The following is a 23289-nucleotide window of genomic DNA, read 5'->3' as shown; positions in this document are numbered from 1 at the left end:
CAAATCCGGCGCGCCAGCCCATTCTATTTATGACTCAAAGCAGCTCAGCCGATCAGTTCGGCCTCGGTGCGATGACATAGCAACATGTGGCCGGCGCTCGTCTTGCGAAGCGGCGGGGCGATCGCGTCGCAGCGGCCCGATATCGCGAGCGGGCAACGCGGCAGTAAGCGGCACAGATGGGTCGACTCGGGCATATGCGCGAACGGTGCCGCGGCCTGAACGGTCTCGTCCGCCAGCCAGCCCGGCCGAAGTTCCGGCACCGAACGGATCAGCAGATCGGTGTAGGGGTGAAGAGGCGGCGTATCATAGCTCTCGCGTCGCCCGCTTTGAACCGTCGTGCCCTTGTAGAGCACGACGATCTCGTCGCACAGTGCCTTCACCGTCGCGATGTCGTGGCTGATGAACATATAGGCGACGCCAAGATCGCGCCGTAGGTCGGCCAGCAGGTCCAGGATCGCACCACGAACGACCGTGTCCAGAGCCGACGTCACCTCGTCGCACAAGATGAGGTCGGGATTGGCGGCGAGAGCGCGCGCCAGGTTGACGCGCTGTTTCTGGCCGCCCGACAGCTCGTCGCAACGACGCTCGGCGACGGCCGCCGGCAATCGGATCAGGTCGAGCAGCTCGGCGACGCGGCGTTGCGCGTCAGCGCCGCGCAGATCGTGGTAGAAGCGCAGCACGCGCCCGAGAATGTCGCCGACACTGTGCGCCGGGTTGAGCGCGACATCGGCATTCTGGAACACGATCTGGACGCGGCGCAACTGCTCGCGCGTGCGGCCCGAGACGGTCGGCGCGAGCGGTTCGCCGGCCAGCGAAACCGTGCCGGTGACGGGGGCGAGCAAGCCAGCGACGACACGCGCCACGGTGGATTTACCCGAACCGGATTCGCCGATTACCCCGACAGCGGCGCCGCGCATGATGGTCAGGCTGACGTCGCTCAACACCGGCAGCGTTGGCCGGCCTTCGCGATCGATCGGCCCATAGCCGGCGTGAAGGCCCGCAATCTCGAGCAGCGGTTCGGGCTTGGCCGGGACCGCCGCTTGCGCCTTCACGTGCGGATGCGCCGCCGCAATCAACAGCTGCGTATAGTCGTCGGCGGGCGCAGCAAGCAGTTTTCCGGTGCGATTATGCTCGCGTACCCGGCCGCGGTTGAGCACGAGGATCTGGTCGGCCATCTGTGCCACCACGGCCAAATCGTGCGACACATAGACACCGGTCGCCCCCTGCTGGCGGACGACGCGGCGAAACGCCTGAAGCACGCTTACCTGAGTGGTCACATCCAGCGCGGTGGTCGGCTCGTCGAAGATGACCAGATCAGGCCGGGTGATCAGCGCCATGGCGGCCATCAGCCGCTGGAGCTGCCCGCCCGACAATTCGTGCGGATAGCGGCTGCCGATCGTTTCCGGGCTGGGCAGCCCAAGGGCGCGGAACAGCTCGACGGCGCTGGCACGCGCGTCGCCGGACGATGCGGTGCGATGGATCAGCGCTGGCTCGATGACCTGATCGATGACACGGCGCGCGGGATTGAAGGCCGCGGCAGCGCTCTGTGCGACATAGCTAATCTGCCGCCCGCGTTGCGCCGCGAGGCTTGCGCCGCCGCCGTCCAGAGTGGCGTCGCCGACCCGGATCCGGCCGCTGATCGCCGCTCCGCCACGGCCATAACCCATCAGCGCGAGCGCAATCGTGGTCTTGCCGGATCCGGATTCGCCAATCAGCGCCAGCACCTCGCCCCGCGCCACCTCGAACGACACATCGTCGACGATCCGTAGCGGCGCGCCATCGGGGCCGGGCACGGTGACTATAAGGTTGCGAACCTCGACATGGGGTGCCGGGTTCATTGCACTTTCCCCTGCGTTGCGGCGTCGATCAGCAAGTTCACGCCGACCGTAAGGCTGGCGATCGCAAGCGCGGGAACCAGGATCGCGAGCGCGCCCTCGCCAAGACCGTTGACGTTTTCACGCACCAGCGATCCGAGATCTGCGTCCGGTGGCTGGAGGCCGAGGCCAAGGAAGCTCAGCCCCGACAACAGCAGCACGATGAACACGAATCGCAGACCGATATCGGCGAACAGCGGCCGGATCATGTTAGGCAGGATCTCGACCAGCGCGATATAGGGCCGCCCCTCGCCCCGCGCCCGCGCCACCTCGACATAGTCGAGCCTCGCCAGCCCGACCGCGAGCGACCGTGCGATGCGGAAATTGCCGGGGACATAGGTGATCGACACGATCAGCGTCAGCAACAGGATCGACGATCCGAATGCGGCGACCAGCACCAGCGCGAAAATCTTGCTGGGAATCGAGATCAGCGTATCCATCGCTCGCGACAACAATTCGTCCAGCCAGCGCGGTCCGACCGCGGCCGTCAGCGCGAAGCCTGTGCCCAACGCGACCGCGATCGTCACGGCGACCGCCGACAGGCCGACGGTGAATTGCGCGCCGACCAGCAGGCGGCTCAGCACGTCGCGGCCCAGAAAGTCGCTGCCGAACCAGAATTTGCCGCTTGCCCCCGCGAACACTTCGTAGCTGACGAATGCGCCGGACGGATAGGGCGCGATGAGCCGGCCCACGAGCGCGATGGTGATCCAGAAGAGCACGAGCGCCAGCCCGAGTTTGCCAGACCAGGGGAACGCGCGGATGGCGCGGGCAAGATTCCCCCGCTTCATGCCTGGCGCAGCCGGGGATTGGCGAGGATCGCGATGGTATCGGCGATAAGCACGAGCAGGAGATAGGCAGCGCAGAAGATCATCGCGCAGGCCTGAAGCAGCGGCATGTCACGGGAGGTGACGGCGTTCACCATCAGGCTGGCGAGGCCGGGGTAGTTGAAGATCGTCTCCACGATGATAGCACCTCCGAACAGGTAGGACAGGCTGAGCGCCATCGCGTTGACGATCGGGCCGACCGCGTTGGGCAGCACATGGCGGAATATGAGGCGCAGCGGCCTCACGCCCTTCAACAGCGCCATCTCGACATAGGGCCGGTCGAGTTCGGTGATGATCGCGGCGCGGATCATCCGGCTGAGCTGGGCGACGACGCCGACCGCGAGCACCATCACCGGCATCGCATAGGCGCGTACATATTCAGCGAACGTCGGGTTCTTCGGCACGATCGTGATCGACGGCAGCCATAATAGTTCGACCGCGAAGACCAGCACCGCGATCGTCGCGACCAGGAATTCGGGAAGCGCGACCATCGACAGCGTCGCGATGTTGAGCGCTCGGTCGAGTTTTCGGCCACGGGAAACCGCCGATGCGATCCCGATAAGAAACGCGAACGGGACCGAAACCAGCGTCGCGAGCGCCGCCAGCGTCAAGGTGTTCGGCAACCGCTCGGAAATGATGTCGGCAACGGGCTTGTTCGCGACCAACGACTGTCCCGGATCGCCTCTCACAATGTCCGCCAGCCATTCTGCGTAACGGACCGGTGCCGGCCGATCGAGGCCCATTTCATGGCGGAGCGCGGCGATCTGTTCGGGCGTAGCTCCCCGCCCCAGCACTTCCTGTGCGGCATCGCCGGGCAACAGCCCGCTGATTGTGAAGATGACCGCCGAAACAAGCAGCAGCGTGACGAGCGCCAACCCGACCCGCTTGACGATCAACCGCCCGGCGCCGCGCCACAGCGAACGCCTATTCGCAGCGCTCATGCGTCCCACCATGCATATTCGGCGAAATTATAGCCCATGAAGCCGCCCAGCGGGATCGGAAACAACCCCTTGAGACGGCGATCATAGCCGTCGAGCAAGCTGATGAAGGCAGGAATGGCCAGCCCGCCATATTGATGCACGATCCACTGCATCTCGCCATAGATCTGCTTGCGCAACACCGCGTCGGTGGTGTTGCGCGCTTCCAGAAGGAGGCGGTCGAAACGCGGGTTGTTCCAGCCGGATTCGTTCGACAGCGCCTTCGACTGAAAGAACAGGCTGAACATCATGTCGGTGGTCGGCCGCTGGTTGTTGTTGCCGAAGGTCATCGGGTGCTTCATCCAGTGCGTCGCCCAATAGCCATCGCTCGGCATGCGATTGACGGCGAGCTTGAGGCCGATCCGCGCGGCATGCTCCTGCAGTACCGATCCCATGTCGATCGACGCGTTGGCGGCCGGCGCGGCATAGACCGGCAACCGCACGCCCAGCAGGCCGGAGCGCTTGAGCAGGAATTTTGCCCGGTCCGGATCGAACGGCCGCTGGGGGATGTCGGGATTGAAATTGGGGTCGACAGGCGAGATCGGATGATCGTTCGCGATGGTCGCAAAGCCGCGGAACAACGCCCGTTTGATCAGCTCGCGGTCCTGCAGATACTTCATTGCGAGCACGAAATCGGGATTGGCCGTCACCGGATTGTCGCGGCGCATGATCAGGTCGGTGAACAGCCCCGACGGGATCTCCATGATCGAATGGGTCGAGGTCGCGCGCACGCGCTTTACCGAGCTGGGGCCGACGGCATTGACCATCTGGACATCGCCGGAGAGCAGCGCATTGACCCGCGAGATTTCGTCGGGGATCGCGATCAGTTCGATCTCTTCGAGATAAGGACGGCCCGGCTTCCAGTAATTGGGATTGCGGCGCACGATCGTGCGAATGCCCGGTGAGAATTCGCTGCAGCTGTACGGACCGGTGCCATTGGCCCGACCGAAGTCGCGACGCCCATTTTCGACGATCAGGAAGTGCGACACGGCTAGGATCGCGGGCAAATCCGGGTTCGGCCCGTTCAGGCGCAATTGCAGGTCAAGCGGGCCAGTACGCTTCGCGCTGGCGAACTGATCGGCGACCGCTTTCACCATTGACCCCGCGGCAGGATCGCGATGGCGCATCAACGAGAAAATGACGTCGTCGACGGTCAGCGGCTTTCCGTTGTGGAAATGCACCCCGCGCCGCAGGCGGATGTTCCACACGATATTGTCCTGCGTCTCGATCCGCTCGGCCAGACCGGGCCGGCCGCGCAAGCGGCCATCGAACTGCGTCAGGCCGCTGTAGAGCATATAGTGGCGGATATAGTCGGTCGCGGTACCGCCCTTGGCCGGATCGAGCGTATCCGCCATCGAGGCGGACGTGCTGGCGACGCGGATCCGACCGCCGACGCGCGGCTGCCCCAGCGCCGTACCGATCCCCACCCCGTTCACGACGAGCCCCGCGGCAAGCCCGCCCAGCAGCGTTCGTCGAGAAACATGGGTGGAGATTAAATCGACCATGCGGCGTCTTCGCCCCTCTGTTTATTCGATTCGCAGACCTTGCACACATTGTTCAGCGTAATCCGCAAACCCGCATTTCGCTGCCGATTCACCGGGCGATGCTATCTGTCCGCAACGTCTGTGAGCAAATGAACGGCAGATTATGCGGCCCTCGCCCTTGCCGGTGTTCCCCATCCCGGCGCCATCATATTACGCTGGCGCGCCGTCGGAAATATTCGAGCCAGACGATAGCGCGGCGTACCGGACGAACATCCAGTCGTAATTGTCGGGCGCGAAAATCTTACCATGTGCCCGCCCCCAGATCACGAGCGCGGTGGGATAGAGGATGCGCAACACGAGGAGAGGCAGGATATAGAAGAATATCAGGGTGGTGACCGGACCCGACTGGCGGATCCGCCCGAACAGGACGAGCAGCAACGCGCCACCGCTTGATGATTTCGATGCCCGCTTTCCGGTCCAGCGCGGACGATCGTGGCGTAAACGCGGCCGCCATAAAGCCGGCGAGAATGAGACGCGTCAGGCCGCGGACCCGGCATCTATGCGGCTGAGCACGTCCGCGAAGCTGAGAGCCGTCGGCTCTGGTTACTGCACGGTCGGCACCGCTGCGCGGCAATCAGCGGCGCATTCGCGGCACATCTCCGCGCAAAGCTGGCAATGGCCGTGATCGTGGCGCGCGCACTCCTCGGCGCACAACTCGCAGACGCGGATGCAGGTCTCGAGCATCGCGCGCAGCACCTCGACATTCTGCGCGGTTCTTCGCACCGCGAGCTTTGCGGTCGCGGCGCAGACATCGGCGCAGTCGAGGCAGGAACGGATGCACTGGCGCATATCCATGTCCTCGGCGACACAGGCATCGGCGCAACTGGTGCACATCTCCGCGCAGAACATCGCGTGCCGCGCGGCGGTGGCTAGCAGTTCGTTGAAATCATCGCCGACGTCGGGATGAAGCGCGATCATTTTGGCGATCGACATGAGAGGACACTCCAGCTGGGATAGCTGTTCAATCGAACGGGGCCGGCCGGCGTTCCTCACCATCTGCCCAAACGCCCGCGAAAGCCGACAAATCGGAGATCCAGCTAACCTGCTTTAGCGTATCGCCAGTTCAGGGGCGCCATTTCCCGTCCCGGGCTCAGGCATTTGCCGGCGCAGCGGCAATGCTCCGTGCCCTCGTAAGGTTCCTTAGGAAACTTGCGAATGCTCGCGGATTCGCAACATGTGCAAAGCCGTCCGGACACCGGATGGAGCTTCGCATGGACGCCGCTATACCTGACACATCGCCCGAAACGTCAGCGCTCGACGACCAACCGCGAGCGGCGGTGGTGAAGGCATTGTTTGTCCGCCTCAGCGCGAAGCAGGGTAAAGCCGAGGAGGTCGAGACCTTGCTGCGGAACGGTCTCCTCGTGCGCTTCCTCTCATCCGTCCTCTCGATAGGCCGGACTCTAATCGCAACTGGAGGAAATTACCGGGGCAGGTGACATGTGCTGCGCTCAAAAGACGGGGACCTCAAGACGCGGTCCCCGTTCCCTCGTTCAGAACCTGAAGGTTCCCTCTACCCCATAGGTGCGAGGCAGGGCGCGCACGATGTAGCCCGCCCCTGTGATGCCCTCATTGGGATATCCCGCCGGATAATAGAGCTTGTCGGTGAGATTCTTGCCCCAAACGGACAGGGTGAAGCGGTCAGTCACATAACTAATGCGGCTGTTGAACACCCAATAATCGCCTTCTCCCTGCGTGTAGCGCCCGCTGGCGAGATTGGGCAGAACGCCCCGGCTATAGTCCTTGAAGGTGTCATAATAGAAACGGCCGGTATAGGCGGCGTCGCCGTGCACCTTGATCTTGCCCTCGCCGATATCGACCGCGTCCCAGTCGAAGGCGAGGTTGACCGATGTCTTGGGCGCGTAGGGGAAGGGGTTGCCGCCGACACTGACGTTCCCCGCTCCCGACTGCACGCACGATCCGTTCTGCGCCGGGAATAGGCCGCTCAGATTGAGCCCGACGCACTTCGCCTGATCATAGCCCTTATATTTGCTGTCCAGAATACCGAGCGAGGCGCTCAGCGTCAGACGGTTGGTTGCGGCGAACTCGACGTCGAGTTCGAGGCCCTTCATCGTCCCATCGAGCGTAATGATATTGGCGGTCACGCTCGGATCGACGACCTGGCTCTGCTGGTTTTTGTAATCATAATAGAAGAAGCTGCCATTGATCTGCAGGCGGTTGTCGAGGAACCGGGTCTTGAAACCCACCTCGAAGGCGTTCACTTCCTCGGGCTTGACGAAATACACCTGCGGCGAGCTGATATAGGCCAGGCCGTTGAAGGTCCCGGCGCGATAGCCACGGCTGTAGCTGCCATAGAGCATCACGCCGTCCACCGGCTTCCAGTCGAGGATCGCGCGGCCCGAGATACGGCTCGTCTTGCCGCTCTTGTTGATGCCCCCAGGGTTCGGAGCGGCAGTCGCGGGGATGACGACATTACCGCTCTCGTTATAGACAGGCGCCAGAAAATAGGGCGCACCATAGGCCGACACCGCCAGCAGGCGCGGATTGCCGGCATCGTCATAATAGGTGGTCAGACCGTCCTTATAGTCGGTCGTATCGGTAGTGTAGCGCAGGCCTGCCGTAAATTTGAGCGTAGGCGTGATCTCGTAGCTGCCCTCGCCATAGATGGCCCAGCTTTCCCGGTTCTGCTTGAAATGCTGTTTGCCGCGGACGCCGGTCGGAACCGAGCCGGCCGAGAGCGCGGTGCCGTTGAAGCCGCCGGCCGGGTTGAACCAGGTTGCGGGCAGGCCGACCGCGGCGCGCACGTCGCTCAGGAAATTAAAGATGTCGATGGTGTTATCGGATGTGATGCTGTCCCAGCCATAATAGGCACCCACGATCATCTTGAATGGGCCGCTGCTATAATCGAGGCGCAGGTCCTGATTGAAGGCCTCGAAGGATGAGCGGTAGCCGTTGGAGCACAGGCGGAGCGGGCTGCTGTCGCAATCTGTCGCGGTCTGGAGATAGAGGCCGGAATCATAGCCGGTGATCGAAGTCAGGTTGAGCTTGTCCGCAAGCTCGGCCTTGACCGTCAGGACAACGCCCTCGGCGCGCGTCACGGCCCGGCCGATCGTATCCTGCTCGATCTGCTTGTCGGACAGGCCCGCCCGGCTGTAGCTGCTGGGCAGCAGACCGGCGCCATTGTCGCCGAGCAACTGGAACAGCGGTGCCAGCGGGAACGCCGGGTTTTCATAGTTGAACACCGCAGGGTTCGTGCGCGACGGACCCGCGCCCAGCGACGCGGCGACGCCGCCGGTCGACTTGGCTGCATAGCCCTTCAAGGTGGCATCGAGCGTATCGGTCGGGGTGAAGCGCAGAGTTCCGCGGATACCGTAGGTCTTGTCCCCATTGGGATCGCGGCCGGTGGCAAAGTTGAGACCCGACGCGCCGCCCGCTGCCGTGGTGTTGAGCCCGGCGGGCATCAGATTGTGGATGTAGGGATCGGACTTCACATAGGTGCCGGCGATGCGAATGCCGAGCTTATCTTCAACCGGCGTCAGTTCGATGGCGCCTTCCGCACTCTTGCGGTCGTAATTGCCGTAGCCGAGCGTCAGATAGCCGGTGTTGCCCTTCATCCGGGGCTTTCGCGTGATGAAGTTGATCGCACCGCCCGTGGTATTGCGCCCATAGAGCGTGCCCTGAGGGCCTCGCACCACCTCGACCTGCTCAAGGTCATAGAGTTGCTGGCCCTGGCTGGCACGGAAGGTCTGGTAGACCTCATCGACATAGACGCCGACGGGCGAGGCCGCGCTGGCGCTCAGTTCCGTGCCGACGCCGACGCCCCGCAACGTGAAATTGGGCTGCTGCAAGCCATAGGCGGACGATACCTGAAGGTTCGGCATTGAGGCGTTAAGGTCCGATGTATCGAACACCCCCTTGGCTGTCAGCGCCGAGGAGGAGATGGCCGAAACGGCTACCGGCACGTCCTGGAGATTTTCCGACCGCTTGGTCGCGGTCACGACGATCTCTTCAAGCCCCCCGGATTGGGCCTGCTCGTCTGCCGCCTGCTGCGCGAATGCCGGCGTCGCAAGACATGCCGCGATGGCAAGAATGCTGATGCCTCCAACCCTGTTCATAGAAAGCTCCCTGATGAGGCCACTGCATCTCGGTGCATTCGTGACCCGTTGCGCCAGGACGGTGGGTCGGTTGGAGCGGCTTGCTCGCTTCCCGACTCCCACTGTCAAGATCCAACGTGCAGGAGAACTGAGCCACCTCTTAGGACCTGTTCGGCGCTTTTTGATGGAGCCAGATAGAGGCGCTGGTTTTGTTCGGGATGGCAGACAGCTGCCATATGGAACAGCGGGCGGACCTGTCACGATCTCCCTGTCTTCATCTGCGGCCCAGCCCGACGAATGGTGGGGCCAGACACTTAAGCAGGAACGTCAGCGTTTGCTATGAGCCAGAATTTCTTGGCGAAGGGGGATTTCGACGACCAGGAGAGCCGGGTGCCGCGCGGCATCGCGAGGACGTCGCCGCCCTTGAGTTCATGTGTCTCACCTGTGTCTTCGTTGACGACCCTGTAATGGCCTTCGAGTAGCAGCTCGATCTCATCGCCTAATGGCGAGGTGTAGGGAATTGAGGTCGATCCATCAGGCCCGCAGCCGGGGATGCCGACGCCAGCGCGCCAAAGACCGCAGAGCAGGGCTCCCGTGCTTCCGGTCGCGCGCAGTTTGAACAATTCGCCGCATACCATGGATCCATGATCCGGCTCTTCCCAAGCAAAGGGCGCCCAGCTCTCGGGATTATCGGTGATATGGCCGACATAAACATCGTCTTCCTTGATGCCGGCCAACGGCGAATCCCATAGAATCCAGAATTTCTTGAGGAAGGGCGGATCGATGTCCCAGGTGAGCGCCACGTCCTTGGGATGGCTGATGATCGTGCCCGCCTCAAGGCGATACTGCTTGCCGGTCGCCACGATCCTCACGGTCGCGGTGCCCTCGAGGATGACCATCGTCTCGTCGCCCAGGGGCGCCGAATAGTCGACATGGCAGGAACCATCCTCATTGCATCCCGGAATGCCTTTGCCCGTTCGCCAGAGGCCGAGCTGCAATGATCCGCTCGTATGCTCGAACGCGATCGGCGCGACTTCGCCCTTGACCTGGGGACCGAACAGAGGGTCATCCCAGGCGAAAGGCGTCCACTGCGCCGGATTGCTGTTTCGATTGCCGACGCCCAGAGAACGGCTTGATTTCGATGCTGTGCTGCTCTGGATAGTGGGTTCGCTGACCATGGAACTCTCCTTGCTCGCATTGTCTCCCGAGGTCCGCGCCCCGCGCCGTGCGAGTAGACCTGCGGGAGCTATGTCCGCGAGCCTATGGAGAGGACGAGTGCCGCCCTAGGGCCTGGCGGGCCATTTCTGCTGGTGCCAGATCCCGCAGGCGGCGCTCGCAGCGCTATCGGGGCCGAACGCCATCTCCTGGCTAGATGTTCTTTTCCATGGCCCGCAGGATGAAGCGCTGGATCTTGCCGCTGGGGGTTTTCGGCAATTCGGACATGAAAGAGATCAGCCGGGGATAGGCGTGCGCGGAGAGACGGGTCTTGACATGAAGCTTCAGCGCTTCAGCGAGCCCGGCCGACGCGGCATATCCCTGGTTGAGGACGACGAAGGCCTTCACCAGTTCAGTGCGTTCGCGATCGGGCACGCCGACAACCGCCGTCTCCATGACGGCAGGATGCTCCATCAGCGCACTTTCCACGTCGAAGGGACCGATGCGATAGCCTGCGGAGGTGATGACGTCGTCCTGGCGGCCAATGAAGCTGATGCTGTCATCAAGCTCCTGCTCGACCGTGTCACCGGTCCGGTAATATCGGCCGTCGATCGCCGGAGTCTCCGTCTGCCAATAGCCGTCGAACCAGAACAGCGGGGAGTTGGCGATGTCGATGGCAAGTATTCCCGGTCGGTTGGGTCCCAATTCCTCTCCTGCCTCGTCGAGAACGACGATGCGATAGCCGGGCATGGCGAGGCCGGCCGAGCCGATGCGCACAGGATGATCGAGGCCATGATGGTTGTTCACCACCATGCCGGTCTCGGTCTGGCCGTAATGATCGTGGACGGGAACGGCGAGATGGGCGTCGAACCACCGAATGACCTCGGGGTTGAGCGGCTCGCCCGCGCTGCTGACGACACGAAGCTGGCCGCTGACGGGCGCGGCCGCCTCCGCCCCCGCCGCCATTAGCAGGCGATAGGCGGTGGGCGATCCGGCCAGATTGGTAATGCCAAGGCGCCCGATCAGGGCATAGGCCGTCTCGGCGCTGAAGGGGCCATCATATAGGGTGATGGCATGACCCAGCAGCAGGGGCCCTGTAATGCCGTAATAAAGCCCATAGGCCCAGCCTGGGTCCGCGATGTTCCAGAACATGTCCCCCGGCTGGAGGTCGATCGCCCAGCGCATATAGGCCCCGATCGCGAGCAGTCCTTTGAGGGGCACACCCACGCCTTTGGCGAGACCAGTGGTGCCCGATGTCGACATCATCAGGAACAGGTCGTCGCTGGCGCGCAGGACCGGCACGAAGTCGGCGGGCTGTGCCGCCACCGCGGGGCGAAAGTCGATGTCGCCTTCCGGCGCTCGGTCGCCATCCACCATGACGGTCGCTATTTGCGGGCAGTCGGCGATGCCTTCCAGCTTCGCGCGGTTAGTGCTGTCGGTGACGACAAACAGCGCGCCGCTCAGCGCCAGACGATGCTCGATCGCCTTGGGGCCAAAGGCGGTGAAGAGCGGCTGATAGACAGCGCCGATCCGCCAGCTACCCAGGATCGTTGCGACCAGATCGGGCGTGCGCGGGAGAAGGCCGGCAACGACATCGCCCGGGCCGATACCCTGGCTTTCGAGCAGATTGGCAACGCGGGCGGACTGATCGCGCAGCGCCTCGAAACTATAGTTTTCGGTTCGCCCGTCGGCCGACACCCAATATAGAGCGGTAGCGCCGGTGCCGACATACCGATCGCAACATTCGATGCAGGCATTGAAGCCCGTTTCCAGGCTGCCGCTGAGCCGCGCCTCTTCGGCCTCGATGCTGAAGCTCGCGCGTGCATCGCGATAGGTGGGACGCACGACCGACGCGGCTTCATGCTTCATGTTCTTGCTTTCCTCTCCACTGGCGCGTCTTCCTGCGCCTTCATAGCGGCGCTGCATGGACCACTCGCCATCGACAGCGTCTGTCTGCCGAAGGCCCTGGCAAAGGCATAGTTCCATTCCGGCTGTTTCTGATGGGACCAAAAACCCGCAAAGACAGTGCGAAGTCTGCGGATCGAGAGGGGTTCATCCGCTCCCAGAACCTAGCGTCTACACGAAGTCCTCCTATCGCACCTTCAACCTTAATGTTGGTCACGGAGGCGAATCGGTGCCGCCAACTGGCGCCATCAAAAATGCAAAGACAGGATCTTTAGCGCGACAGCCGAGGGCCTAGCCTGTCCTCTCTGACGGCCGCCCTGGATCTTCGCCCGGGACGGAGGGGCGGAAGAGCTTAATGGAGGGGATGAACATGAGCGACTACAAGCTTTTGATCGATGGTGCGCTGGTCGATGGAGCATCGACCATGGAGGTCATCAATCCGGCGACCGAAGAGGTGCTGGCGATCTGTCCGCGGGGCTCCGAGGCGCAGCTCGACGCGGCCATCGCGGCCGCTAAGGCCGCCTATCCCGGTTGGGCAATGGTAGCGCTGTCCCAGCGCCGCGATCTCATCCTCAAGCTTGCCGATGCGATCAGCGCCAAACGCTTTGAACTGGCCCGGCTTCTGACTCAGGAGCAGGGCAAGCCGTTGCCCGAAGCGGAAGCGGAAATCACCTTTGCCGAGGCGTTCATCCGTCAGCTCGTCGTGCACGAGCTTCCCGTGCGCGTGCTCGAAGATAGCGAGAGCAGGCGCGTGGAGCTGCATCGCCGCCCGCTGGGTGTGGTCGGCGCGATCATTCCCTGGAATTTTCCGGTCTGGCTGACGCTGTTCAAGCTGCCGCTCGCCTTGCTCGCGGGCAATACGATCGTCCTCAAGCCTGCCCCCACAACGCCCCTCACGACCTTGCGCCTGGGTGAGATGATGGCGGGGATTTTCCCGGCCGGCGTCGTCAACATCGTCACCGACCAGAATGATCTGGGCGAGCGCCTGACCACGCACCCCGATGTCGCCAAGATCAGCTTCACCGGCTCGACCGAGACCGGCCGTAAGGTGATGGCAAGCGCGGCAGGCACCATCAAGCGGGTCACGCTGGAACTGGGCGGCAACGACGCGGCGCTGGTGCTGCCCGATGTCGATCCGGCCAAGGTGGCGCCGGCGATCTTCGATGCCGCTTTCGTCAATGCCGGGCAGGTCTGCATCGCGATCAAGCGCGTCTATGCCCATTCGGCGATCTATGACTCACTCTGCCGCGAATTGGCTCGGCTTGCCGAGGAGGTCGTGGTGGATGACGGTCTCAAGCAGGGTGTGCGCATGGGACCGCTTCAGAACAGGGCGCAATATGAGAAGGTGAAGGACTTCCTGGCATCCGGCCACGCCGACGGGACGATCATCGCCGGCGGCGTGGTAGAGGATCGCCCGGGCTATTTCATCCGGCCGACGATCGTGCGCGATATCAGCGATGGGGCGCGGCTCGTCGATGAGGAGCAGTTCGGGCCAATCCTGCCGATCATCCGCTACGACGATCCTGACGAGGCGCTGGCGCGCGCCAACAATAGTCCGATGGGACTGGGTGGCTCGATCTGGTCATCGGATCGCGAAAAGGCGCGCGACCTCGCCAAGCGCATGGAAAGCGGCACGGTCTGGATCAACAAGCATCTCGATCTCGATGCGGCCATTCCCTTCAGCGGCGCCAAGCAATCGGGGCTCGGGATGGAGCTGGCGGAGGAAGGCTTCCACGAATTCACGCAGGTGCATGTGATCAACGAGGCCCGCTAGATGGCGCTCTGTTTCTATGTTTTTCCATTCATGAAAGCACAACAAATAGAAATGTGATTGAGTTTTCCGAATCATTTCAGCGAGGAAATCACCGTGAGATTATATGACTTCTCCTGGTCGGGAAATTGTCACAAGATTAAGCTGTTTACGTCGATTATTTCGCTGCCTATCGAAATAGTGCCAATCGATCTGCTTAATGCGGAACATCTGCGTCCACCGTTTCAGGATCTCAATCCTCTCTGCGAACTGCCCGTATTCGAAGATGGTACCACGGTTTTACGCGATTCAGCCGCGATCCTCGTTTACCTGGCTCGCCGATATGGTGGTGAGGCTTGGTTTCCCACCGAACCCGAAGAAATGGCGCAGATTTGCCAATGGTTCGGGACGGCAGCGGCCAACGTGAATTTCGGACCCGCATTGGCTCGCGGCGCCCGACATTTCGGCTATCCCGCTGACAATGCGATGGTCACGCGCGTTTCGGATCGGTTGTTTTTGGCACTGGAAAAGCATCTTTCTTCGCGAGAATGGCTCGAACTTCGTCGTCCGACCCTCGCCGACGTTGCGATGTTCCCCTATATGGCGTCGGCTCCGGAAGGCGGCCTGTCGTTGGAACCATATGAGGCGATCCGGCACTGGATCGGACGTGTGGAAAGCCTGCCTGGCTATATCGCCATGCCGTCTGTCGTGGCTGCGTGATCCGTACAGCCATTTCCCGTTATTCTGGTTAGGGCCAATAGCTGGCGCCTTCCCGCGGCCGAAAGAGACTGACCGGTCTGTCCATGAGATCCCGCATGGACGGCATTACCCAGATCGCCCACTTCCCGGAACATCACTCTAAAGGCGGGCGAAGGCCATTCTGATCGGATTACAGTCAGGACTGTGGGGACGGGAGGAACATCGGCCCGGTGCCAGCGGTCGTGAATAGACCATGCCGCCAGCGCTTCTTGCGCGAAGGCCTGAAACATCGACTCACGCCCGCATTGGCTGGTGCGGAGACTGCCCGACTCCGCTTCGAGCTGTGGCGACAAAAACCCCTCGGTTTAGCCGAGGGGCTACAGTCGCGGTAGGATGATCGATTATGCTGGAAGTTCGTCGCGAGTGATGACCCAGAGCTTCTTCGAGAAAGGCCCCTTGGATGTCCAACTGATGTGCATGCCCGAGGACAAGCCGATCGTGTCACCAGCCTTGAAATTATGGGTCTTGCCGGTTTCGGTCTCGACCACCTCGACCTCGCCTTCGAGCAACAAGATCGTCTCGTCGCCCAGCACGCCGGTATAGGGGGTCACGAGTGTCCCCTTCCCGTCGACCTGGCTGCCGGCGATTCCCTTGCCGGAACGCCACACCCCGCTCAGCATCGTACCCGACGAGCCGCCCGAACGGATGAAATAGAGTTCACCCGCGACCTGCGCACCTTCGAGCGGCTCCTCGAAATGATACTCCTGCCAGTCGTCAGGGTTGTCGCTGGCATGGGTGATCAGCAGATCCTGCGCCGGATTGGCGGTAGCGTCGCTGCCGTTCCAGATGCACCACCATTTCTTGAACGCGGGGCTTTGGATGTCCCATTGCACTTCGAGGCCCCTAGGCGAGCTGATGATCGAGCCCGGCCCCACTTCATATCGCCGGCCTGTCGAAATGACCGTCAGGATGGCCGTGCCGTCGATCACGCAAGCGGTCTCATCGCCCAGCGGCGAGGAATAGACGAGGCTGTGCGATCCGTCCGAGGCCGCGCCAGGCGCCGTAGGGCCAGTGCGCCAGAAGCCTGCCGATAGCGAACCCGACACGCCGTGCGGGCGGGTCACTACATATTCGCCGTGGACCTGTGCGCCGAAGCGCGGCTCGAGCCACTCGAACGGCACCCATTTCTCATTGGGTTCATTCTGGACGCCGCCATGAACGATATGGCGCGAAAGTGTTGCTGTGGTCATCCCCTTGTCTCCTTTGCTTTGTCCTCGGCGCGTACCGTTCCGGAGAGCTGCTCAGCGGGCCACGTCGAAGGTGCGGCATCACCGTTCAAGTCCCAAGCGCCACTCCGCGCCTTTTTGATGGTGCCAGATCAGGGAGATCATTCTACCTGCGGAAACAGACCCACAAAGCGGCCCTGTGTGCCTTCAGGCTGTTTTAGCCGGTTGCCGCCATTTGCTGATCAGGTCGCTGGAAGGCCTTCTGGCGCACCGGCGACCTTCGGCACATCCTTGAAGACAGCAAAACTGCTCGGCGTGCTGGGCATGACGGGGAAGTTGAAATTGCACTGTGGGCATGGTTCGGCGAGAACTTTCTGCTCCTCCTGAAGTTCAAACGCCTTGTCCTCGACCAGCCCGCAGCACGGGCATACGCGCAGCAACCGTGTGTTGGTCAGTTCGAAATTGGTGATGATATCTTCCATGATGGCCCCGCGCGCGGCCCATTCCTTAGCATGTTTATGATAGATATTCATGTGCCAATCCTTGAGCGACGCGCGGTCGACCCAGAAGCTGACCTCGTTGAACCAGGTCGGGTCCTCGGGGTGGACCCACCAGGTAAGGTGGAGGAAACCCGGCATTTTCATGAGGTGGTTGCGTGTGTCGGCAAAAATCACCTTGAACTTCTCATAGCCGTCCGGGCTTGAAAAGCGCACGCGCTGCATGCTGAGATAGATGGACATTGTGGTTCTCCGCTCCGTGAGTCCAGCCCGACGAGCTGTGGAAGCAGGATTAAGAGTCCCGTGGCCTGCCGCTAGGACCAAAGCTGGGAAACCTTATGGTGCCAGATCGCTATATCCCTGGCTTTGGAGAGGCAGTGCGATAATATCGGTAGCAGCACAAGTCGGGGAGCGCGCCGCCACGATGTCGATGAACCTCATCATCAGCATTGATCGCAACGATGAGCGGTCGTTGCAGGTGCAGCTCTACGAGGCGCTACGCGATCAGATCCTCAAGGGCAGCCTGCCGGCCGGCAAGCGTCTACCTTCCACGCGCAGCATGTCTTCACAATTGGGCATAGCACGCAACACCGTGGTCCTAGCCTATGAGCGGCTTGCCGCTGAAGACTATATCACTTCACGGGCCAAGGCTGGAATCTTCGTCAATGACAGGTTGCCTGACGCCACCGTGCTGCTGCGCAACGGCCATTCAGCGGCCCCACCTGTTCGCAAGCGAGTTCGCCTCGGCCGCAATCCGAGTTTCACGGGCCGCTCGCCTCAACTCTGGCACGAGAAGCGTGCGCGGCCGCAGTTCGACTTCTTTGTCGGACGTCCGCATCCAGCCGGCTTCCCGACCAGCTTCTGGCAGCGCGCGATTGCCAAGCATCTCGCCTATGCCCGTGGCGCCCAAACGGAATATGGCGATCCCCGAGGCTTGTCGACACTGCGCGAAGCCATAGCAGCCCATCTTGCCGACACGCGTGGTATCAGCCCCGGAGCCGATCAGATCATGATCACCTCGGGTATCCAGGGGGCGCTCAATCTTTTGGCGCGCATATTCCTGACCGGTGCTCCCAAGGCAAGCGTAGCGGTCGAAAATCCCTGCTATCAGGGCGCCGCCTATCTGTTTGGCAGCTACGGGGCCAGCATCCGACCGATAGACGTCGACGAACAGGGCATCGTTGTCTCGCAGCTTGAAGGATTCATGGGCAATCTAGTCTATGTTACGCCCTCACATCAATTTCCAACCGGCAGCACACTCAGCCTTGACCGCCGGCTTCATCTCCTCGACTGGGCCTATCAGACCGGCAGCTATGTTATTGAAGACGATTATGACAGTGATTTTCGTTACGATGGACCGCCTCTAACCGCCCTTGCAGGGCTCGATCGCAACGGCCATGTCATCTATCTTGGTACCTTCTCCAAGTCGATCGGCGCCGGGCTTCGGATCGGCTATGCGGTGCTGCCACGTCATCTTCTCGATCAGGCAAGGATCGTCAAATCCCTTACCGACAATGGGGCACCCTGGCTTGAACAGGCAGTGATCGCGGATTTTCTCAACGAGGGGGCATTCCTGCGACATCTCCGGCGAATACGCCGCTCATATATGGCTGCGCGAGACGCCGTGGTCGAAGCCGTCGAAAGGCATTTTCCAGGCGGCGCGCTCCTTGGTCAGGAATGTGGCATGCACATGATGTGGACCTTGCCACCAGACCTGCCCAGCGCAGATGAGATGCAGCGGCTCGCAAAGAATTGCGGTGTAGGACTTTATCCCTTTCAGGGTGCTGCCGTGCATGAATATGGCAACCCCGGGCGCTTTCGTGCCCGTTCGCTGGTGCTTGGTTATACGGGCCTGGATAAAAATGATATTCGTGAAGCCTTCTCACGGGTGGCGGACTTGCTGGCCCGGAGCGCTTGATTGCACCCTAAATTCCGCGCTCTGTTCCTAACTGTCGCGCTCGCGTTAAAAGCCGCTTTGCTAGCACTACTTTGGCAGATTGATGCCGGAGGGGATTCCCAGAGTGGATTCCGTTGATCCATAGGGAACCGGCTTTTGCAGGGGCTGCCGAGCTTCGGACACTGTAGCGTCCCCCCGCGTAAAGGGCAGGGGACCATGCAAGCCCGCATCGCGCACGTTCAACCATCGATCCGTATATTGAGCGCAGCATTGACGACGCCGCCGTCGACGCACAGCACCTCCCCGACCACATAATCGCCCCCGCGGCTGGCGAGGTATATGGCGGCCGCAGCCATATCTTCGGCGCGCCCGATGCGGCCCGCAGGCACCGCCTTCGCCACTATATCCCCATGATCGCGTGCGGCCCGGTTCATTTCCGACGCGAAGGCGCCGGGTGCGATCGCGGTGACGTTGATGCCGTCCCGGATCATCAGGGCTGCGAGCCGGCGCGTCAAATGATGGATCGCCGCCTTGGATGCATGATAGCTGTAGGTTTCCCACAGGTTGAGCTGCAATCCATCGATCGAGCCGATGTTGATCACCTTGGCCGGCCGATCGGGCTTCGCCGCGTTGCGCAGCGCACCGTGCAGCGCCTGTGTCAGGAAGAAGGGCGATTTCACGTTGAGGTCCATCACCCTGTCCCATCCTTTTTCCGGAAAGGTGTCGAACGGCTGACCCCAGGCGAAACCGGCATTGTTGACGAGAATATCGAGCGCCGGCTCCTGCTCGCCGAACTGCGAGGCAAGCAGGCGGCAACCCTCCACCGTCGATATGTCCATCGGCAGGGCAATGCAGGAGGCGCCGAGCGCGGCAGCCGTCTCGGCGCAAGCATCGGCCTTGCGCGAGGAAATGTAGACGCGTGCACCCTGCGCGATGAAACCCTCCGCGATCATCCGTCCGATGCCTCGCGAGCCGCCCGTTACCAACGCAACCCTTCCTTCGAGAGAGAAGAGGCTATGCGTATCCATCAATCGGCTCCTCTATCCGCTCCGGCGCGATCACAATGGCGCTCCGAGCGCATCGCCACCGTGCACGATCCGGCCACCCACCAGCGTCGCGCGGACCCGGACGGCAGCCAGCGCGCCACGGGCTTCGCGCCATGGCCGATCGATCAGGCAAAGATCCGCCGCCTCCCCCACCGCGACCCGCCGCGCCATGCCGCCGGGATCCTCCGCCTGCCCGGTGAACAGCGCGAGCGCCTGTTCGGGCGACAGTCGCTCGTCCGCGCCGAACGCCGCCGGCCGATCGACCGCGGCGGCCATCGCTCGCCAGGGGTCGATGCCACCGAACGGCGCGTCGCTACCCGCCGCCAGGCGGATCCCCGCATCCACGAAGCCGCGCAGGCGATAAAGCCATGCGCGCAGTTCCGGCTCGACATCAGTGCTATAGGCTGCGCCCCGCTCCACGATGAAATGCGGCTGCGTGACGACTGTCAGGCCGAGCGCGGCGATCCATTCGACGCAGGGCGGTGTCGTGATCGCTGCATGCTCAATGCGGTCTCCGCGATGCGGGCCGGCCGCCTCGATCGCGGCCAGCGTCAGCATGAGTTCCGCCTCGGTGACGCAATGGGCCGCTACCGGCCGGCCGGCGTCATGCGCCCGTGCGACTTCGGCGGCCAGCCGATCCAGCGCGGGCAGATCGTGGTCATGATAATGCAGCTTCACGGCGCCCCGTCGCGCCAGCCCGAGCGGCGCGGCGTCGTCCAACTCCGCCCGCCCCATGATCAGCAATCGCTGGGGCAGGCCCGCCTCGGCATAGCGGCGATAATCGGCCAGTCCGTTGCGCGGCGTCACCTCGGTCAGGCCGGTAATGCCGAAGCCGGCCAGTTGCGCGCCGAGCGGCACCAGGTCGACGCCCGCGGAGCCCATGCGCTCGCGCAGCCAGTCGTCGCGGTCGAGCAGGCGCCCGTCTGCGGGTAACGCAGTGCCGATCATCTCCTCCGCCCGGCTGTTCAATATCCACATCCGGCCGCTACGATGCTGGATGCGGATCGGCCGCGCCGGCCCATGCCTGTCCAGCCAGGCGCGGTCGACATCGACACCGATGCTCGGATGATAACCGATCCCGCGCAGCCAGCCGTCACCCGGTGCCGTCTCGAGCGCGGCGACCAGCGCCGCCTCGTCCAGTATCTCGGGCGGCCCGCATCGCACCGACTGGAGCGCGGCGGCGGTAGCGTTGAGATGGATGTGATGATCGGTGAGCCCCGGCAACAGCGCCGCACCGGCAGCATCGAGCACGCGCTCGTCTAGCCGGGGCGGCAGCTCCGGCGCGATCGCGGCAATGCATCCGTCAGTAATCCGCACGTCGCAGCACGCGCCGTCGATCTCGGCGCCGCGGATCAGCATCGTGCCATTACCGTTTCGGTGTCCGCCCCCGGCTCGCGCGCGGCATCTGCGGGGCGGCGGAGCGGATAGAGCGGCGCTTCGTCTGCCTCGGCCAGCGCCTGCCAAGCAGACAACGCCTCCCCCTCCGCAATACCGGCGCGCATCGCGTGCGCGACGCTGCCGGACAAGGAAAGGCGGATCAGCCTCCCTTCTCCGGCGCGCCATGCTGCCCAGCCGGCGAGCGCTGCATGCAGGCCGGTGAGCGGATCGGCGATCGCATCCCCGACGAAGCTGGCTTCGCCGCAGGCCCGTTCCATCAGCGTCGCGACGCCAGCCTCAATCGCGGCATCATCGCCGAAGCCGACACGATCCTCCTCGGGATGTGCGGTCAGGCTCAGCCAAATCGTGCCGCGCGCCACTGCCGTGTCTCGATCGATGCCGAGCCGGCGCAAAGCGCGCGGTCGCGATCCCTCAATGACGACGTCGGCGCGATCGATCAGCGCCTGCAGCCGGGCAAGATCCGCACGCGCGGAGAAATCGAGCATCACCGCATGTTTGCCGGCGTTGAGCAGGTCGTAAAAGCCGCGATGCCCGAAGCGCGCACCGTCCGGTCGCGCCCGGCTCTCCACCTTGACAACCTCCGCTCCGGCCATGCGCAGCAGCGACGCGGCGAGAGGCCCCGCCCAGAGCGACGAAAGGTCCAGGACCAGCGGTGCCTCGTGGCGGTGCGGACGAGCGGCCGCCACCGGTTCGAACAGGCGCTCGGTCGGCGCAGGCGGCCTGTCTCGGGCAATCGGCAGGCCGAGCTCGACGCCGAGCGCGAGCAGTTCGTCCGTCGATTGCCCGGCCACGCCCTGCTCGACATCTGCCCAGCTCCCGGTCTCGCGTCCCGCCAACAACGCCGCGAGCGGCCGATCATCGTCACGCGCGAGATTGAGCGCGATGCGGCCGTCGATCGTATCGAGCAGCCGGCAGGAACCATTGGCCGAAACCCTGCCGCGTCGCGCGAGACCCAGCAGCCGCGCCCGCTCGCCGAGCAGCAAGGCGCCGCTGGCCGGCAGACGCGCCGGGTTGGGCACCAGCGCCTTCATCGCCAGCAACGCCCCGTCCGCCGCGCTCGCCAATGCGGCGGGACAGATCCGCCCGGTCGCATCGGCCGCTCCCGTCACCGCCATAAGCCCGGAGCGGCGCCAGGCCAGCGCCGGGTGATCGGCAACGCCCTCGATCACTCCGGAAAAGCCGAACTGCGACAGCAGCGCTTCCCCATAGGCGCGAGCCGTTGTTCCTGCGCTCTCGTCTCTTTCGGCATTCGACATGGGAGGCCGTCTGCGGCAATGTGGCTCGAGCGCTGTCATTGTCGACAACAGACCATAGTCCGTGACGGCGAACAACGTTCTTCGCCCAAGCGCCTGCGGATCGTCCCCATCTCGTCACTTCAGTGCAGCGCATCGTCGTCGCGCTGCGGCATGGCGTGCTTGCGATATTGGGAGGGCGTGAGGCCGGTCCACGACTTCATCGCGCGAACCAGCCCGTTGGTTTCGGCAAAGCCCGCCATCAGCGAGATCTGACCGAGCGTGAGTTCCTCGTTGCGGATGCCTTCCAGCACCATCTCGCGCCGCGCCTCGGCCTTGAGCTTGCGATAGCTGGTACGCTCCGCCTTGAGCCGCCGCCGCAGCGTCTGGCCGCAGACGCCGAATTCCTCCGCCAGCTTCTCCATTGTCGGTATCGGATTCATCCGCGCCATTCGAGCGCGCAAGGCCGCTTTCAGCAACTCCTTCCAGGCCCGATAGATGTCCGGCTCGGTAAATTCCGCGGCGCGACGGCGCACCCAATCGCCTTCGATGTTCTTAAGCCGGCGGATCACCTTGCGGCTGAGATAATGGATTGAAAAGAAGAAGCGGGCCGTCTGCTGCGAGAAGTGGATATTGTGACCGAACACCTCGGTATAGTCAGCGAGGGCCGTCTGCATTGCATGCGGAAAATCGACGCGTTCCAGGCTGATCTCCTCGCCGATCAGCCACTGGCAGAGCATGTACCAGCGCAGCATGGTCCATTCGGTAAGGAAATGCCCTTCGTCACACGCCGGCTCGGCGAGCATGATCTCGAAGATGGCCATCTCGCCGCTTTGGACCAATCGCAGCCGCAATCCCTTCGACGCGATCCGGTAGAAGCGGCAGGACCGCTGCAGCGCATCGCCCAGATCCTCGCTGAGCACCAGCATCTCGATGCCGAGCTGGGCCGTCCCCGGCGGGCAGCGATCGCTGGCCAGTCCGAAATATTCGTCCTGCAGCGCGTCCCCGACGCGGTACAGAAAATTGTAGAAATCCTGTCCGTGCCATTGCTCGTCGCCAGCGAGCATCCGGCCATCAGTCAATAGACACGGATCGAGCCCGCGCCGCGCCGCGCAGTCGAGCAGCGTCTGCGCGAAATGATGGGTCATCCGGTTGCCCGTCATGATCCTCCTCCTGCCGGCCTCAGGCGCCCCGGCTCTCCGGCGGGACATCG

General features: G+C 63.1%; 18 protein-coding genes. 3 read left to right on the top strand and 15 right to left on the bottom strand.

What is annotated here, in order from left to right:
• Positions 1-44 precede the first annotated feature (44 nt).
• From GQY20_RS18245 to GQY20_RS18205, 9 genes are all read right to left on the bottom strand, one after another.
• Entirely contained in the window at positions 45-1838 is a 1794-nt protein-coding gene (locus tag GQY20_RS18245) for an ABC transporter ATP-binding protein (RefSeq protein ID WP_157218548.1), read from the bottom strand.
• On the bottom strand, positions 1835-2662 hold the full coding sequence (locus tag GQY20_RS18240) for an ABC transporter permease (protein WP_157218547.1): 828 nt from the start codon (positions 2660-2662) through the stop codon (positions 1835-1837). The genes GQY20_RS18245 and GQY20_RS18240 overlap by 4 nt, the downstream gene beginning before the upstream one ends.
• On the bottom strand, positions 2659-3639 hold the full coding sequence (locus GQY20_RS18235; RefSeq protein WP_408641123.1) for an ABC transporter permease: 981 nt from the start codon (positions 3637-3639) through the stop codon (positions 2659-2661). The genes GQY20_RS18240 and GQY20_RS18235 overlap by 4 nt, the downstream gene beginning before the upstream one ends.
• The gene (locus tag GQY20_RS18230) at positions 3636-5180 is read right to left on the bottom strand and encodes an ABC transporter substrate-binding protein (protein ID WP_157218546.1); all 1545 of its coding nucleotides are present in this window, start codon (positions 5178-5180) and stop codon (positions 3636-3638) included. The genes GQY20_RS18235 and GQY20_RS18230 overlap by 4 nt, the downstream gene beginning before the upstream one ends.
• Before the next feature lie 189 nt (positions 5181-5369).
• A complete protein-coding gene (locus GQY20_RS18225) occupies positions 5370-5597 on the bottom strand; it encodes a hypothetical protein (protein ID WP_157218545.1) in 228 nt (75 codons plus the stop codon).
• A 165-nt stretch (positions 5598-5762) separates the two neighbouring features.
• Complete coding sequence (locus GQY20_RS18220) at positions 5763-6152, bottom strand: four-helix bundle copper-binding protein (protein WP_157218544.1); 390 nt, start codon at positions 6150-6152, stop codon at positions 5763-5765.
• A 557-nt stretch (positions 6153-6709) separates the two neighbouring features.
• Positions 6710-9292, bottom strand: coding sequence for a TonB-dependent receptor (locus GQY20_RS18215; protein WP_157218543.1), 2583 nt, complete (start codon positions 9290-9292; stop codon positions 6710-6712).
• A 293-nt stretch (positions 9293-9585) separates the two neighbouring features.
• Positions 9586-10449, bottom strand: coding sequence for a cupin domain-containing protein (locus tag GQY20_RS18210; RefSeq protein ID WP_157218542.1), 864 nt, complete (start codon positions 10447-10449; stop codon positions 9586-9588).
• Between the two features lie 190 nt (positions 10450-10639).
• Positions 10640-12295, bottom strand: a complete 1656-nt coding sequence (locus GQY20_RS18205; RefSeq protein WP_157218541.1) for an AMP-binding protein — start codon at positions 12293-12295, stop codon at positions 10640-10642.
• Positions 12296-12701: 406 nt separating this feature from the next.
• On the opposite strand from GQY20_RS18205, the gene GQY20_RS18200 reads away from it, so the two are divergent.
• On the top strand, positions 12702-14105 hold the full coding sequence (locus GQY20_RS18200) for an aldehyde dehydrogenase family protein (RefSeq protein WP_157218540.1): 1404 nt from the start codon (positions 12702-12704) through the stop codon (positions 14103-14105).
• A gap of 57 nt (positions 14106-14162) precedes the next feature.
• Entirely contained in the window at positions 14163-14801 is a 639-nt protein-coding gene (locus tag GQY20_RS18195) for a glutathione S-transferase family protein (RefSeq protein WP_198351048.1), read from the top strand.
• A 380-nt stretch (positions 14802-15181) separates the two neighbouring features.
• Here the strand turns inward: GQY20_RS18195 and GQY20_RS18190 are convergent, their stop codons facing one another.
• Both GQY20_RS18190 and GQY20_RS18185 read right to left on the bottom strand, forming a co-directional pair.
• Positions 15182-16030, bottom strand: a complete 849-nt coding sequence (locus tag GQY20_RS18190) for a cupin domain-containing protein (protein ID WP_157218539.1) — start codon at positions 16028-16030, stop codon at positions 15182-15184.
• Between the two features lie 218 nt (positions 16031-16248).
• Positions 16249-16746: an antibiotic biosynthesis monooxygenase family protein gene (locus GQY20_RS18185; RefSeq protein ID WP_157218538.1), complete on the bottom strand. Its 498-nt coding sequence runs from the start codon at positions 16744-16746 to the stop codon at positions 16249-16251.
• A 181-nt stretch (positions 16747-16927) separates the two neighbouring features.
• Between GQY20_RS18185 and pdxR the strand changes: the two genes are divergently transcribed.
• Positions 16928-18421: a MocR-like pyridoxine biosynthesis transcription factor PdxR gene (gene pdxR, locus GQY20_RS18180; protein ID WP_198351047.1), complete on the top strand. Its 1494-nt coding sequence runs from the start codon at positions 16928-16930 to the stop codon at positions 18419-18421.
• A gap of 218 nt (positions 18422-18639) precedes the next feature.
• On the opposite strand, the gene GQY20_RS18175 is transcribed toward pdxR, so the two are convergent.
• The 4 genes from GQY20_RS18175 to GQY20_RS18160 all read right to left on the bottom strand — a co-directional run bounded on the left by GQY20_RS18175 (position 18640) and on the right by GQY20_RS18160 (position 23239).
• On the bottom strand, positions 18640-19428 hold the full coding sequence (locus GQY20_RS18175) for an SDR family oxidoreductase (protein WP_157218536.1): 789 nt from the start codon (positions 19426-19428) through the stop codon (positions 18640-18642).
• 30 nt (positions 19429-19458) lie between these two features.
• A complete protein-coding gene (locus GQY20_RS18170) occupies positions 19459-20805 on the bottom strand; it encodes an amidohydrolase family protein (protein WP_157218535.1) in 1347 nt (448 codons plus the stop codon).
• On the bottom strand, positions 20799-22100 hold the full coding sequence (locus GQY20_RS18165) for a CoA transferase (RefSeq protein ID WP_157218534.1): 1302 nt from the start codon (positions 22098-22100) through the stop codon (positions 20799-20801). The genes GQY20_RS18170 and GQY20_RS18165 overlap by 7 nt, the downstream gene beginning before the upstream one ends.
• Positions 22101-22219: 119 nt before the next feature.
• A complete protein-coding gene (locus GQY20_RS18160; RefSeq protein ID WP_198351046.1) occupies positions 22220-23239 on the bottom strand; it encodes an AraC family transcriptional regulator in 1020 nt (339 codons plus the stop codon).
• Positions 23240-23289: the final 50 nt, after the last annotated feature.

Origin of the sequence: Flavisphingomonas formosensis (assembly GCF_009755815.1) — a bacterium.
GTDB classification, from domain to species: domain Bacteria; phylum Pseudomonadota; class Alphaproteobacteria; order Sphingomonadales; family Sphingomonadaceae; genus Flavisphingomonas; species Flavisphingomonas formosensis.
Note: the sequence above shows the minus strand (reverse complement) of the source record. Positions and strands in the feature narration are given on the sequence as shown.